This window comes from Shewanella sp. MM_2022_3, assembly GCF_022557375.1.
GTDB lineage: Bacteria > Pseudomonadota > Gammaproteobacteria > Enterobacterales > Shewanellaceae > Shewanella > Shewanella xiamenensis.
Genome location: NZ_JAKZGV010000011.1, coordinates 81,496 through 97,069, shown reverse-complemented (window position 1 = coordinate 97,069; position 15,574 = coordinate 81,496). Strand labels below are relative to the sequence as shown.

Genomic DNA, 15,574 nt, shown 5'->3' with positions numbered 1-15,574 from the left:
CTACGGTAGGCATTTTGACATTGAGGGAAACTAAATGGTGCGTTTCAGTGTATTAGATCCTTGGACCGATCCCCGCGGCGGCGAAATTGAACGTGTGCGGATAGACAATGGCATCATCGCCTTGGAAGTGCTCAGTTTAGGCGGCATTATTCGCGCGCTTTGGACGCCCGATAAACAGGGCGAGCGCGCCAATATCGTTTTAGGCTGCGACAGTGCCGAAGATTACCTGACTCAAAATGCCCACCTTGGCGCCATTGCAGGCCGCTTTGCCAATCGTATAGCCCTTGGCAAGCTGCAATATCAGGGGCAAACCTATCAACTGGATATCAATCAGGCTAGCAACTGCTTACATGGTGGCCGCGAAGGTTTTAACAGAAAGAACTGGCACTTAGGCCCGCTTCCCGATGGTGTAAGATTAACCTTAGTGAGTCCAGATGGCGATATGGGCTTCCCCGGTAATTGCACGGTGCAATTAGACTATCGCCTTGCCGCCAATAATCTCTATGTAGAAATGCTGGCCTCCGTAGATAAATCTTGTCCGGTGAGCCTGACGCAGCACAGCTATTTTAATCTGGATGGTACGAGCAATAATTATCAGCACCAGATGCAAATCGATGCGACACGCTATTTAACGATGAATGAAGTCGGCATCCCGACAGGAATTGCTGAGGTTAAAGATAGTATTTTCGATTTAACTCAAAGTGTTTCCCTTGGCGAAAAACTTCACGCTCCCGAACTAACAAGCACCCAAGGTTATGATCATTGCTATCTGATGGATAACCCCGATGGTTCACTACGCCGATTTGGTTGTTTAAGCAGTCCTGTCAGCGGCCGCGCCATGACGGTATTTACCAATCAGCCTGGCGTACAACTCTACTGCGCTAACTTTTTAGCGGGAACCGTGGGACGAAACCAACAAAGTTTGCACCAATATCAGGGCGTGTGTATTGAACCGCAAAAGCTGCCTGACTCGCCCAATCAACCGCAATTGGGTGATGATGCCTGGTTAGTACCAGGGAAAATCTATCATCATATTAGTCGATATCAATTTGATATTGTTGACTAAAGTTGAAATGAGCATCTGTAGGAATTAAAAAGAAAGGCTGGTAAGGAATAAAGTCGTTTCATTCCTTACCTTTATCCAATGTTGCCGAAGCAAATTGGATATTAATCGTCGAAATCATCGCCCCAATCTTCATCGAAATCAGCACCAATTGCATCGGTTTCGATTTCAGGCTCAACCTCAGGTTTAGCCTTACGTACTGGGCCAGAATCCTTAACGTTGTTCAGATCAATACGAGCTTGATGCTTGCTCATAAATTGAGCGCGAGCCGCTTTCCATGCACCGCTAAACTTAGCCTCAGCAGCTTTTAATGCGGCCTCATCTAAGTCGTATAGGTTCACTTTTACTATGTCTTCTACATACTCAACAATGGCATCACGGTCGGTATTGTAGAGGTAAATTCGTCCAGGGGAAGCCTCTGGCAGCTGGTTGTCGTGGACGACAATCGCATTGCCCTTCGATGTTCTCAGCTCACCATACCAAACCTGTTTCTTTGCTGTGTTATACATATATGCCAATACCCTTAAATCAACACATACACTATGAGTTTTTTAGTCTGAATAAGCGAAGCGACGCTTGCTTTGATCCACGAATAGCGCCGGAAAGTCTCTGACGTTTTCAACTGGGTATTTTTACAGAATATTTTCGATAATCAATGCCTCAAACCATGAAATTTTCACTTATTACGCATTAATTTCGGCCAAAGTCTCTAAAAAAATTTGTCACTAACGACTTTAGTCTAAAAAAACATCACATCAAGTTTTAATTATGCACCTATAACCATTAAATTATTGAAGCGATAAGAGGTTACAGCTTGTAGCTGAGTTAATTCAAAATGTTAATACCACTTTGCCCCTATGTTCGCCCGACTGCATTAATCTATGGGCCTTAGGCGCATCGTTCAATGGGTACGTTGCAAAAATATGTGGCACGATTTGCTGGCTATCAAGTAATGGCCAAACACGTTCGTGTAATTGCCTTGCGATTTCAGCTTTGGCTTCAACCGTTTGTGGTCTTAGGGTTGAACCTGTCCAGACAATTCGCTTAGCCATCAGCTGGAGAATATTAACCTCAGCTTTAGGACTACGTTGAGTTGAGACCGACACCATACGCCCATCCAACGCAAGCGCTTGCAAATTGAGGTTAATAAAATCGCCACCCGCGATATCAAATACCACATTAACGCCTTTACCCTGCGTAAAGCTCATGACTTCTTCGACAAAATTCTGAGTGTTGTAATTGACAACAAGATGGGCACCTAATCCTGAGCAATAGTCGCGCTTTTCATCCTGCCCAGTAGTCGCAATCACTTGCGCACCAAGACGATTCGCCAGCGCAATCGCCGTACTGCCAATGCCACCAGAGCCACCGTGTATCAAAACGGTTTCGCCCGCCTTGAGTCCGGCGCGCATAAACAAGTTACCCCAAACAGTAAAAAAAGTTTCAGGTAACGCGGCAGCTTGCACCATCGAAAATCCTGTTGGAATCGGCAAACAATGAGCTGCATAGGTCAAGGTGTATTCGCCATAACCGCCACCTGGGACTAAAGCACAAACCTTATCCCCCAGTTGCCATTGAGTCACGCCTTTCCCTATGGCGCAAATTTCACCAGCCACTTCAAGCCCTAAAATTAACGATGCTCCGGGTGGCGGCGGATAGGCTCCAGCCCTTTGCTTGAGATCCGGCCCATTCACCCCAGCCGCACTTACTCGAATAAGAACTTGTCCGTCCCCGACAACCGGTAAGGGTGAACGGGAAAGTTGCATCACCTCTGGCTCACCGGGTTGTTCAATATGAATATGGGCATAATCTTTTGGTAAATCTGACATAGCTAACTCCTTGTACAACTTTGGGATTTCGGCTTATCGCTGCAAACATAGCGGCATCATACTCAGGTTAAAACATATTAACCCAAACAATGTTGGAATGAACTTTGTTGACCGTTAGCGAGGTAACAAAAGGACGCCAGCAACTTGAATGAAACGATGCCACATTAAAACAATTGCCGTCTACATTACCAATCTTTATTAACCGCACGACAATTCAATAAAAAATACAATAAAAACATAATGATAAAAATAATGTGAAAAAAATGTAAATTTTTATCGATTTATATTGGATATTTTATGCAATTTATTTCATGATAATTCGGCGCTAACTGAATTAGACAAGCATTAAATTCAGTTGGACCAATGAGGTCCGAGGTTAATTGCTGTAATACATCGGATAACGCCCAAGGAAGATCTGCTTTGCAGATAAAAATAACTATGGATACACCATGAAACAGACCCTACTTTTCGCGGCTATTAGCTTAGCCATCGCTACACCCTCGCTCGCCCATAACCATTTAGTATCAGACCAACACGCTGCAATCCCCAGTACGTTAGCACCAATAGCTTCGCCGTCAGCGCCACTCAATTTTGATGTCAACCATCGGCCGTTATTACCCAGCAACAGCTTGATAGCCTCCCCTAACGAGCCGACACACTCTGAGTATCTCGATGCACATTCTTCACAACAGCAAGCGTTGCTCGAGAACTCTCCGAGATCAAAAGCCAGCAGCTTTGCCGCCAATGCCAACTGTAGTAATTTTGTTGGTAAATCGGGCCAAGCCCTATTAGACGAGCTAACGCAGTCCTCGCCGCAGTGTGTCGGTAAGCTATTTAATCTCAAGGGAAGTGACGCAAGCAGCGTATTTAGTGAGGCGAATGTATCCACAGTTGCTAATGCGATTGCGGCCATGGCGCCCCAATACACTGGCGTGGATAACCAAGGCATTGAGTCACATATTTACTTTGTGCGCGCCGCGCTTTATGTGCAGTTTTACAATCCCAGCGACGTACCCGCCTACAGCAGTGCGGTGAAAAACAATTTAAAATCAGCGCTTAATGCGCTTTTTGCCAATAACGCCATTTGGACACTCTCCGATGCCAATGCCAGCGTGCTCAAAGAAGCACTGATCCTGATTGATTCGGCTGAACTGGGGGCTGATTTTAACTTTGTCACCCTCAAAGTGCTCAATGACTACAACAGCACATGGCAAGCCAGCTTTGCAATGAATGCGGCCGCAAATACCGTATTTACCACCTTATTCCGCGCCCAGTGGAATACTGACATGCAGGCGCTGTTTGCCCGAGATCATGCTATTTTAGATGCGCTCAACCAGTTCCAACTTAACCATAGGGACCTACTCGGCACCAATGCTGAATATGTTTTAGTCAATGCTGTCAGAGAGTTATCTAGACTGTACTACATTGATGCCATGCGCCCTAAAGTGACCCAATTGGTCAAAAATATCTTAAATAGCACCAGCAAAAATGATCCCAGTAAAGTGCTGTGGTTTGCTGCCGCAGAGATGGCAGATTACTACGATCGCAGCAACTGTAATGCTTATCAGATCTGTGGTTTCAAGGCGCAATTAGCCGCCGATAGCTTACCGTTCAATTGGAAATGCTCCGACAGCCTCAAGATCCGCGCCCAAGATCTTTACCAAGATCAAGCCAAATGGGCATGTGGAGTATTAAGCCAGCAAGAAAGCCATTTCCACACGATACTCGAAACCGGAATGCAGGCGGTCGCACAGGATAACAATGATGATTTAGAGCTGGTGATTTTTGGCAGCTCGTCAGAATATCAATCCCTTGCCAACAGCATTTTTGGGATCAATACCAACAATGGCGGCATGTATTTAGAAGGCTCTCCCGCAGGACTTAAAAACCAAGCGCGCTTTATTGCCTATGAGGCCGAATGGCGTCGCCCAGATTTTCATGTGTGGAACTTACAGCATGAATACGTGCATTACCTCGATGGCCGCTATAACTTGTTTGGCGATTTCGGCCGCAGCGTATCCGCCAACACAATTTGGTGGATTGAAGGATTAGCGGAATATATTTCATACCGAGATGCCAACCCCGCTGCCATCGCAATGGGGGAAACGGGCGAGTATATGCTCTCAACCATCTTTAAAAACACCTATGACTCTGGCCAAGACCGCATCTACCGTTGGGGTTACCTCGCCGTGCGCTTTATGTTTGAAAACCACCGCGATGATGTTCGCCAGATCCTAACCTTCCTGCGTAATAACCAATATGCTGAATATCAAGCATTTATGGATTCCATTGGCACCCGCTATGACAACGAATGGCGCGGCTGGCTCACCAGCGGTTTAAGCACCACTAACAATGGTATTGTCGATAAAGGCCCAAGTGATGAACAGGCTAATGCCAGTGGTCGCGAAGGTAACTGGGCAGGCCCTGCGGGCACCATCAGCAAAGATTACTCGCCCTGCCAAGTCAGTAACGAAGCATACCGCTATAGCGAGTCAGCCAGCCTCAGTCTTGAGGTACCTATGGAGTGTATTGACGCCAAACAAGGCCGAGCCAGCTTTAGCTTTGCCAATAGTGATCGCTCGGCTCAGGATATTTGGATCAAAATTGGCGGTGGTTGGGGTGATGCCGATATTTATTACGATTCAAGGGGATGGGCAAGTGCTGAAAAAAATCAGGGCTATGGCATCGGCAACGGTAATTACCAAGTGATCAAAGTGAGCCTAAACCCCAATGAACTTTGGCACTATATCACCCTAGAAGGCGATTTTGGTGGTGTTGATATGCTGGTCAGTACCACTGAGTTAGTTGCCGATACCGATCCCGACTTAGGTGATGGCGGCGATACTGGTGGTGAAGTACCCAGCAATTGCGGTGCCGCAACCATCAATTACGGCCAGCTAACCCTCGGAAAAGATGAATGTATTAGCGGTGGCCGTAATAGCTTTTATTTCTGGGTCGATGCTGACAACAGCCAATTTAGTGTCAGCACAACCGGGGGAACAGGCGATGCCAATATTTACTTTAATGCCAATACTTGGGCAAGTGCGAGCAATGCCCAAGCCAGCAGTGTAAATCAAGGCAACAAAGAGTCCTTTAGCTTTACGGTAAACCGTGGCTGGCGATATATCACTGTTGATACCGCAAGTGAATTTAGTGGCGTGAGCTTCAACCTTAAAGCCGGTGGTGGCAGTAGCGTTCCTAATCAAATAGCCAATGCCTGTGCGACTAAATCACCCGTGAGCTATACCCAACTCACGCCGGGTGATGCCGTCTGCAGCGCCAATGGCCGTAATGACTATTACCTTTGGGTTCCCGAAGGAACAAGCCAATTAGAAGTACGCTCGGCCCACGGAATTGGAGATGTCAGCCTTTACTCAGGTCGCAGCTGGGCTAATGCCCAGCAATATGAAGCCGCCTCAACAAACGCTGGCAGCACTACGGAGCAAATCAAGGTCAATAATCCCAGTGCTGGCTGGTATTACATTACACTCCAAAGTGAAGGCCAAAGTGCAGGTGTGGCCCTTCAAGTAGATTTACGTTAATCAGCCGCGCTATTGCGGTATAAGCTAAAAGCAAAAATCCCTGCCTAGCAGGGATTTTTATTATTTCAATCGGTTAGCACACTAAGACAGTTTTAGCATTGCCTCAAACTCACGCGCTTGTAGTGGTCAATTGCTTGGAAAAACAGCCATTGTTAACCGCGATTAAAAGCAGAGGGTAATCTGACACAGAATGATGAATAGTCTCAGCAGCACAATTAAGGATGGGTGACCAGATTTGCTCTATCGATCACTCAAAACTCATAACGCCTTGCTAAGCGGACTAAAATTGTGGGTTATAATGTGGAGCGAAACGTAACCAGCTGTTTTAGTTGCATTTAAGCAACTTGTTAGAAAAAATTACCACCCGAATAAACTTGGACTAAAGAAACGGCACCAAAGATAATCGTTAAAATAATACCGATTACTGATATCCATGTTGAAACTCTATTCTTACGTTCTTGAGTATCAATCGTAGTTTCAAGGAATTTTATATCTTTCGCGAGTTGTTTTAGCCCATTCAAACCTAAACCTATATCATTAGAATCATAAGCTAATTTTAACATGTCTAATTGGTTACCATATTTAGGTGACAAAGAAATAAACGGCAAATCATTTTCAATGGTTTTTATTATCTCTGCTATGCGACTGACCTGCTCATCTGAAAATTGTATTCCATAGTGAAACTTGAAAACCCATCCATTGAAGCCAGTAGAGCGACTTAAAAGATCTTCACATATATCAATTGGCGTTCTATATTTCTTCGAGAACTCGGCATTATTCTCAGCGACTTTTCTGTAGACAATAGACAATTGATCTATGGCCTTAATATTTTGTTCTTCTCTCTCAAGTATTTTCTTCACTGATCTGTAAAAATGTCTTCTTCCGCTTTTCGCACCTAACCCTTTCGACATCACGATGAAGAAAGGAATATAGAATGCAAATACAGCAATCAAAGTTCCAAGTTTTAACAATGAATTATCCAAGTAACCTCTCCAAATTTTCTAACGCCGCATTAAGGTGTGAGCGACGCTTGGCCATACTTTGAGCGAAGCGAAAATGGCAAGCGTTGCGAATCACTCTTAAATGCTTTGTGTACGCCCAGCATGGGCATGAACTAATGAGGTGAAAGTCCTCTGTAGGAAGGTCACCGTTCAATAACATGCTGTTATTAAACGTTAACTACTAGCGAATGGCAAGGGCTTATCCGCGAGGATTGGTCTGAAGGAAGCCGCTAGCAAATTTGCGAGCTGATGAACAAGAACATCATATGAGGCGTAGGCTAGAGGTGTGCCAAACATAAATCTGGCCACCCATTTTTAAATCAACAACATAATGCACTTTCAGTTTGCCTACAACTTGTAAAAGTGAACATTGTTAAAAAAAGAACCATCAAAAGTCATAGGGACAGCATCTGAGGCAATAAATTGCGCTAATCCCTTAAAAAATGGGGCATTTCAGACGAGGTAAATCATCCCAGCTCTTAGGAGATACTCAGCAAGGGTTATTTTCGAAGTTATATAAGTCGTTGTCAGTTGTAGCGCAAGTGCTGGCAGCTTGATGCAAAGTGCCGTCGTCGCTTTTCTAAGTGTTCGCAGTAATCGCTCAGCTCTTGCAAGGTTCTCACCGAGCCATGAAATAACTTACCAAGCTCGGTCGCCGCTCGATAGCCAATAGTTAAGTGTGATCAATAGCTAAGTGCGATACAGCACTTTAACTACATGCCAGCCAAACTTGGTTTTAACGAGATGTGGCACCAGTAGCTCACCGGAAAAAGCGACTTTATCGAACTGCGGCACCATTTGCCCACGCTTGAATTCACCGAGATCGCCGCCCTTTTTCGCTGAGGGACATGAGGAATAGCGTTTCGCTAAGGCGCCAAAATTAGCACCGTTATTCAATTGCTTAATAATATCTTCCGCCTGCTCTTTGTGTTTAACAAGGATATGCACTGCGGCTGCGGTTTTAAACATCTTGTACTCTCTTTATCAAAAATAGCGGTGCAATTAAGTTGCACCGCCGTTATGTCTTTGCCTATGAAAAATAAGTATTACTGACCTAAAATCTTCTGCCACCACTGCAACGGCTCGCCGCAGTTTTTAGCTGGATTATAGGTGCCTCTCAAAGCAGGTAATACCTCAGTATTACTGCATCCCGCTTCCTTGGCCTCACCGGTGTCACGGTCAAAATAACCTTTGATCACGCCACTGGGTGGAATCGAGCGCAACCCAATGGGTGGTCGTTCCTTCAAGAATGCTTGGTATACCGCCATCGCCCCGCTGCTGCCATAAAGACTGGTTTTACCGTTATCGTCGCGACCGACCCAAATCGCCGCCACGTTACGCTCATCAAAACCAGCGAACCAAGAATCGCGACTATCGTTACTGGTACCGGTTTTACCCGCCAGCGCCACACCGGGGAAGGCATTGCCTAAGCGCGTTGCCGTACCCGAGCGCACCACTTGCTGCATGGCATATTGCACCAAAAAGTCGGTATCTGGCGTAATCGCTTGCTCCTTGGCAGAACGCGTTACGGGCAAAGGCTGATTATCACTATCGAGCACAGCGGTGACTGTGGTGAGTTTACGGTAAGCACCGCTATCGGCGAGGGTTTGATAAACCTGCGCCACCATTAATGGCGAACCATTCACCGCGCCCAGTAGCATCGATGGATATTCGTTAAGCGGCTCTGACCAGCCCGATTTGGCTAACGTCGTCACCACGGCATCGACCCCAACGGCAATCCCAAGATTTACCGTCGGCACGTTCATCGATTTTTTAAGCGCCGTTAACAACGAAACTTGGCCGCTAAAGGTCTTGTCAAAGTTCTGCGGTGACCAGGTTTTGCCTTGCTCATTTTTCAAGGTAATCGGCTGATCTTTGAGTGGCGATGCCAAGGTAAATTGACTATTTGGTGCCAAAGCTGTGGCGTACACAAATGGCTTGATAAGCGAGCCTATGGGCCTACGGATCTCTACCGCGCGGTTATAACCGTCAAAGCCCGGCGTTTTATCACCCACCATAGCCGCGATACCGCCAGTGTATTTGTCGGTGACCACCATACCAATCTGCAACGACTTATTGCCCTTATCTAAGCTCTTAAAGGTTTGAGTCACAGCGATTTCGGCGGCTTCCTGCGCCATAGGATCAAGAGTGGTATAAATCTTCACCCCAGATTGTTTTAATAACGCATCGCCGTAGCGCTGATTAACCTCTTGTTTTACCAAGGCATAAAACGCAGGTAATTTTTGATGCACTGGCTTATTGGCATTACGCAAACCCAAGGGCGACTCCACCGCCACCTTATATTGCGCGGTCGTCAGCTCGCCCGACTCCATCAATAACCGCAGCACTAAATCGCGGCGCTCTAAGCTGCGCTCAGGGTAACGCCATGGGTTGTAGTAAGATGGCCCCTTAATCGCCGCCACTAAAAAGGCTTGCTGCGCCGTGGTTAACTCACCGATGGGACGACCAAAATAGAATTGCGAAGCCAGCCCCATACCATGCACGGCACGGGATTTATCTTGCCCCATATACACTTCGTTGAGATAGGCCTCGAGAATTTCTTCCTTGCTGTAGCGAAAATCGATAATCACCGCCATTAAGGCTTCGCGAACTTTACGCAGCAACGAGCGCTCGCTCGACAGAAAGAAGTTTTTTGCCAACTGCTGGGTCAGTGTCGAACCGCCCTGCACGGTACGCCCCGCACTGATATTCACAAAAGCAGCACGCAAAATTGCAAAGGGGTTCACCCCGTGATGCTCGTAAAAACTGCGGTCTTCCACCAGCAATAGTGCCTGCACAATATGTTTGGGCATATCTTCGGTAGAGACAAAGAGCCTGTCTTCGCCATCGCCCGTGATCATGCGGTCAAGTAAAACGGGTTCTAAATGGAATACCGCTAACTGGCGCTTATCCTCCATTCGGGCAATAGAGCTGACGCCTTCGCTATCGAAGGTGATCATCACTCGCTGTTCTGGCTGATCGCCTTCGGGATGTAAAAAGGGTCGACGCCATAATTCGATTTTGGTGCTCGATGCCGAAAACTCGCCAACCTCGCGGGGGGTCGCCACTTTGCGATAGCCAAGTAGTTTTAACTCGGCCATCAACTGTGGATGACTCACCGCTGCTCCTGGGTATAACGCCATGGAGCGGCTAAAAACTTGTGCAGGTAAATGCCATTTTTGCCCTTCAAACTTACGGGCGATAATTTGGTCGAGGTAAATACCGTAGAAGGTCACAACGGCGAGGCCGATTAAGGCGAGCTTCCAGGTGAGCGACCAAATTTGCCCAAATAGGCCACGGCTTCGCTTAGCTTTACGTTGGGCTGGCGCTTTTTTTGTCGTATGAGTTGTCATATCTACTTCATCATTTATGCGTTAACGGCATCAGTCATAGGCACAACACAAGGTTGTAAATCAAGGCAGTCTAAAGGCTATGACTGAGATAAACCTAAGGTTTTTTTCTTGGTATATTTTGTCGGTAGCGTATTGGCAGGGTCGTCCGGCCACAGGTGTTTAGGGTAACGCCCACGCATTTCTTTTTTCACTTCAACATAGGGCCCTTGCCAAAAACTGGCGAGATCTGCCGTCAGTGCCAAAGGGCGCTGCGCCGGAGACAGCAGCTCCATCGTCACCTTCAGCTTACCTTGGGCTAGTAGCGGGCTGTCAGCCATACCAAAGGTTTCCTGCAAGCGAACCCGCAGTAAGGCGCGACCCGAGGTCTCGTACACTATGGGCGCAAAGGTGCCCGTGGCTAAAGGCCAGGAGGTCGGCAACAGTGCATCGAGCGCCTGCTGCTGCGACCAACTCAATTGATTCATCACTAAGCTAAAGCAATCGAGTTTTTGTAATTGCGGCAGATTATTCACATTTTCAAGGTAAGGCGCCAGCCAAGTTTCAAGATCGGCCAACAGGGCGGCATCGCTCATATCCGGCCAATCAGCAGTCGGATCTAAGCTTCGCGCTAAATGCAATCGCGCTTGAAACTGCGCTAAGTTATCGTGCCAATTAAGAATTTGTAACCCTTGCTGACGGATATAACTCACTAATGCCGCCACAATTTGCGCCCGATTAGGGTTAGCAATCGTCTCGGATTTCAGTAATATCTGCCCGACTTTTGCTTGCCGCTCAGCAACAGCGCGACCTTTGGTTTCATCCCAACCGCACTGCTCATGACTATCAACTAAGTCGGCTAACTCATGATCAAATAGACTCGGTTGCAACGGACAAGCTAAATAGATCCGCCCAGCATTTTTACCTTCGGTTTCTTGAAAATCAGCCACCACCAACCAAGGCGTTTGCACTAAGGCATCTTCAGCGCTGAGCACCACGCCCGTGCCATTGGCTAATTGGTAACCCTCGACACCGCGGGATTTGGCGATACGATCGGGATAAGCCAGCGCCAACAGTAAACCGACATCCTGATGATGCGCATGGGAGGCGATGGCCACTAAATCGGCCTGAGTGAATTGCTTATCTAGCGCCAGCTTTTTAAGCCATTGTATTGCCTGCTGCCCCGCACTGCCTTGGGTGGCAAAATGCAAGTAATTCATGATATCTGCGCCTTTGCGTGGCAATCCCCGCGCCTCTAAAATACCCGCGAGCAAGCAGGCCAAGGCCGCAAGTTCTGTAGAATGGGATTTAGCAGCTAATAACATCTGCGCGAGGCGCGGATGACAGCCCAGCTCATAGGCGGCTTTGCCGTGCTGAGTGAGTTTGTTTTGCCCATCGACCACGCCTAAGCGCTGCAGCAGTTGCCACGCCAGCGCTTCGTTCACGCTCGGCGGCGCTGTCAATAACAGCAAATCGCTGAAGGATTTTGCGCCCCAATAGGCACAGTCATGGGCCATTGAGACTAAATCCGCTTGGCTGATTTCGGGCTCATCGGCTTTGAGCTGACGTTGATGCTCCTCTTGGCCCCATAATCGAATACACACGCCCGCCGCTAAACGGCCAGCGCGGCCAGCACGTTGGGTTGCCGAAGCTTGGCTAATACGTTTAAGGCTTAAGCGCGTAACCCCCGTTTTAGGGTTAAAACTCGCTTGGCGTTTATAACCGCTGTCGATAACCAGCCCAATGCCTTCAATGGTGAGGCTCGACTCGGCAACGTTGGTGGAGAGCACTATCTTGCGCCTGCCACTATCGTCTGCCTTAATCGCCCTATCCTGTTCCTGGGCAGACAACTCGCCATAAAGCGGACAAATTGCCACACGGCTACCATCGAGGCGCTCCGCCAAATACTGCGCCACCCTGAGGATTTCCGCCTTACCGGGTAAAAACACCAGTATATCCTGCGGGCCACTATCCGTTATTGAGGTAGCACTATCGAGCACGGTGCGACTCAAATGATCGAGCCAATGCTGCTGGCCCGCGACAGCACGGTAGATGATTTCAACCGGAAAACTGCGCCCTTCACTCTTGAGCAGGGCTGCGTTTGGCATTAACTCACTGAGCGCAATGCCAGATAAGGTTGCCGACATGGCGAGGATTTTTAAGTCATCCCGCAGTGAGCTTTGCACTTCAAGAGCCAAGGCTAAACCAAGATCTGTGGTCAAATGCCGCTCGTGGATCTCATCGAAAATGATCATATCGATCCCGGTCAATTCAGGATCTTGCTGGATCATTCGGGTTAATATCCCTTCGGTAACGATCTCAAGCCGAGTCTCACCACTGACCTTTGACTCACCGCGCACCCTAAAACCGACCTCTTGCCCTACCGCCTGCTGCCGACAACTGGCAATAAATTGCGCCACACTGCGGGCGGCCACACGTCGAGGTTCAAGCATTAAAATCCGCCCAGAAACCTCAGCCCAATCCAAGATAGCTAAAGGCAAGGCGGTGGATTTACCCGCGCCTGTGGGTGCCTCGAGGATCACTTGGGCATGCGTTGCAAAGGCATCACGCAGAGATGGCAGTAAGGAATGAATAGGTAGATTGTTCAATGCAACAGTATCAACAGGGAAAAATAATGTGGCAGTTTAACATAGGCCTTTGGTAGTGTCCCTCCCGCAGCCTCGGCTTTGATACGTCGCAGTTTGGCATTGGCCAGCTAAAAATAGCATCGCCCCGACAGCAAGGCTCTCGGGGCGCTAATAGCACAAATAAGCCGAGTTAGAACTGATAGGTCAGCTTAGCCCAGAGATTACGCCCCGGCTCGTTGACCCTGAACATGGCCTCACTGCCAGGCAGATCATTACCCGTACCCGCCTTACTCACATGCTCTGCGTAGGTTGCATCAAACAGGTTTTCAACACCAAAGATAAAGGATAAATCCTTGCTGTATGACCAAGAAGCATTGAGTGCCAAGGAACCAAAGCCACTACTTGGGCCTAAGTCTTGGCCCACAATATTGCCGTGACCTAAGGTATAACGATCCTGCGATGCAACTAGCCGCCACTGCGCCGCCATTGTCCAAGCTTGCCATTGATAATTAACAATTAATCTTGCCTCTAACGGCGATATTTGCCCAAGTGCGACCTTGTCGGTATCGTTTTCACCATGGGTATAACTTAAGGTAAGTTGAGTCGACCATTGCTCATTAAGCGCATAGTCTAGGCTTGCTTCGCCACCGAATAAGCTGGCATCAATATTACGGGCTACCGTGGTGTTGCTGGTCGAATCAATCAAAATATAGTCATTAATCTCACCGTAAAAGAGTGACACTGACGCTTCAACCGGACCTTGGTAAATCCAGCCTATATCAAATTGATTGGTCGTTTCAGCCTTAAGATCAAAGGCTTTTTGTGCTGGATTATCGGCGCTAGCCTTCATGATCTCCCAATAGTCTGGCACGCGCTGCGCCGAGCCAAATCCAGCATAGTATTGATGAGCATCGAGTTGATATTCATAACGCACATAACCGCTGTAGAGGGTATCCTCCCGCTCACCCTGCTGGGCGATTAACAATTCGCTATCCCAGCGATCAACTCTCAGTCCAGCGTGCAAACTACTATTACCTGAACCTTGGTTATCAAAGCCGTAACGGGATTCGGCAAACAACGCATAGTTTTTATAGCGCATATCTTCCTTAAACGGCTTATTGAGTAAGTCGTCTAAACCAACATCCCCCGTTGCCATGCTGCGGCCATCATGCGCGCTAGACATATAATCCAGCCCCAATGTTAATTCGAGGGCATCGAGCGGGGTTAAATCAAACCAAAGATGACCACCGTCGGTCATCCGGCGCACATTCGAGCCAGAATTCACCCCTTCATCAAATCGGTCCATAATATGGTCGTTCTTATTGCTAAAGGCTTGTAACTCGACTGCGGCCAGCCAGGTCGACTCAAACTCATGTTGTATGAGCACCGCCGCATCACGGTTATCAATTTGGCGAGCCTTATTTAATCTGTCGGCATACTCTGCCTCACCGCTCGACTCACCGTAAGCTAACTCCACAACGGTACGCTCAGTAGGTGTCCAACCTAGGGCAAGATTGGCGTTTTGGCGGTCATAACTGGATTGCACCTTATTGCCATTGCCGTCCTGATAATGATCACTACTCGATTGATTAATATCAAAATCAAGGTAGTAATTTTTATCCCCTGCACTCAACTCCACCATGGCATCTCGTCTATCGAAACTGCCACCCGTCGCACTGGCACGCCCTTCAAGATCCGCTTGATTAAAACGATGGCGGTTTTTCTCAAACAGAATTGTGCCCGCGGTGCCGACAGGGCCATATTTCACCGTCTGCGGGCCTTTAATAACCGTTATCTGATCGTAAGTTTCGGGATAAATATAATTGGTTGGCGGATCCATACGTCCACCACAGGCACCATACACATGCTGGCCATCATCAACGATGTTTAAGCGCGAACCACCTAAGCCACGAAACATCGGATCGCCGCCAGAGCCGCCTTTACGGGTGATATTAAATCCCGGAATCGTGCGTAAAAACCCTGAGCCATCATAGGCGGGTAATGGCAATCGATTTTGTTTGGGATCACTCACTAAGTGTACTGGCTGACGCATCACATCAGCGGTAACCAGCAGATAATCTTTACATTTTTGGTCATCACCACAGTCGGTCGCCTCAGCAGACCAAGCCAGTTGAGGCGCAGCAGTGCTCAAAACACCCGCTAAAATAAGCGCTAATTTGATAGGTTGATACGGCATGACATTCCCCTACATATTGTTTTTA

At 47.8% G+C, this 15,574-nt stretch carries 9 protein-coding genes and 1 pseudogene; 2 read left to right on the top strand and 8 right to left on the bottom strand.

Annotated features, from left to right (window positions below; all coding sequences use genetic code 11):
* Positions 1–34: 34 nt before the first annotated feature.
* Complete coding sequence (locus MMG82_RS08975; protein ID WP_241406767.1) at positions 35–1,066, top strand: aldose epimerase family protein; 1,032 nt, start codon at positions 35–37, stop codon at positions 1,064–1,066.
* Between the two features lie 101 nt (positions 1,067–1,167).
* Here the strand turns inward: MMG82_RS08975 and MMG82_RS08970 are convergent, their stop codons facing one another.
* Together MMG82_RS08970 and MMG82_RS08965 are read right to left on the bottom strand one after the other, a co-directional pair.
* The gene (locus MMG82_RS08970) at positions 1,168–1,572 is read right to left on the bottom strand and encodes a hypothetical protein (RefSeq protein ID WP_037414254.1); all 405 of its coding nucleotides are present in this window, start codon (positions 1,570–1,572) and stop codon (positions 1,168–1,170) included.
* Positions 1,573–1,893: 321 nt separating this feature from the next.
* Positions 1,894–2,892, bottom strand: a complete 999-nt coding sequence (locus MMG82_RS08965) for an NAD(P)H-quinone oxidoreductase (protein WP_037430339.1) — start codon at positions 2,890–2,892, stop codon at positions 1,894–1,896.
* Between the two features lie 449 nt (positions 2,893–3,341).
* Here MMG82_RS08965 and MMG82_RS08960 point away from each other — a divergent pair, with 449 nt between their 5' ends.
* Positions 3,342–6,434, top strand: coding sequence for a M9 family metallopeptidase (locus MMG82_RS08960; protein WP_241406766.1), 3,093 nt, complete (start codon positions 3,342–3,344; stop codon positions 6,432–6,434).
* Positions 6,435–6,781: 347 nt separating this feature from the next.
* On the opposite strand, the gene MMG82_RS08955 is transcribed toward MMG82_RS08960, so the two are convergent.
* The 6 genes and pseudogenes from MMG82_RS08955 to MMG82_RS08930 form a co-directional block, all read right to left on the bottom strand.
* On the bottom strand, positions 6,782–7,417 hold the full coding sequence (locus tag MMG82_RS08955) for a hypothetical protein (RefSeq protein WP_047539791.1): 636 nt from the start codon (positions 7,415–7,417) through the stop codon (positions 6,782–6,784).
* A gap of 545 nt (positions 7,418–7,962) precedes the next feature.
* A pseudogene (locus tag MMG82_RS08950) lies at positions 7,963–8,088 on the bottom strand (transposase); the annotation flags it as partial.
* Positions 8,089–8,125: 37 nt separating this feature from the next.
* Positions 8,126–8,404, bottom strand: a complete 279-nt coding sequence (locus MMG82_RS08945) for a peptidylprolyl isomerase (protein WP_011070961.1) — start codon at positions 8,402–8,404, stop codon at positions 8,126–8,128.
* Positions 8,405–8,481: 77 nt separating this feature from the next.
* Entirely contained in the window at positions 8,482–10,788 is a 2,307-nt protein-coding gene (mrcB, locus tag MMG82_RS08940) for a penicillin-binding protein 1B (RefSeq protein ID WP_241406765.1), read from the bottom strand.
* Between the two features lie 77 nt (positions 10,789–10,865).
* Positions 10,866–13,373: an ATP-dependent helicase HrpB gene (gene hrpB, locus MMG82_RS08935; protein ID WP_241406764.1), complete on the bottom strand. Its 2,508-nt coding sequence runs from the start codon at positions 13,371–13,373 to the stop codon at positions 10,866–10,868.
* A gap of 169 nt (positions 13,374–13,542) precedes the next feature.
* Positions 13,543–15,549 (bottom strand): TonB-dependent copper receptor, encoded by a 2,007-nt coding sequence (locus tag MMG82_RS08930; RefSeq protein WP_241406763.1) that lies wholly within the window; start codon positions 15,547–15,549, stop codon positions 13,543–13,545.
* Positions 15,550–15,574: the final 25 nt, after the last annotated feature.

Excerpts from the sequence above, each read along its gene's own strand:
- MMG82_RS08965 (WP_037430339.1), bottom strand. The coding sequence starts at position 2,892 with ATGTCAGATTTACCAAAAGATTATGCCCATATTCATATTGAACAACCC.
- mrcB (WP_241406765.1), bottom strand. The coding sequence starts at position 10,788 with ATGACAACTCATACGACAAAAAAAGCGCCAGCCCAACGTAAAGCTAAG.
- MMG82_RS08975 (WP_241406767.1), top strand. The coding sequence starts at position 35 with ATGGTGCGTTTCAGTGTATTAGATCCTTGGACCGATCCCCGCGGCGGC.
- MMG82_RS08960 (WP_241406766.1), top strand. The coding sequence starts at position 3,342 with ATGAAACAGACCCTACTTTTCGCGGCTATTAGCTTAGCCATCGCTACA.
- MMG82_RS08930 (WP_241406763.1), bottom strand. The coding sequence starts at position 15,549 with ATGCCGTATCAACCTATCAAATTAGCGCTTATTTTAGCGGGTGTTTTG.
- MMG82_RS08970 (WP_037414254.1), bottom strand. The coding sequence starts at position 1,572 with ATGTATAACACAGCAAAGAAACAGGTTTGGTATGGTGAGCTGAGAACA.
- MMG82_RS08945 (WP_011070961.1), bottom strand. The coding sequence starts at position 8,404 with ATGTTTAAAACCGCAGCCGCAGTGCATATCCTTGTTAAACACAAAGAG.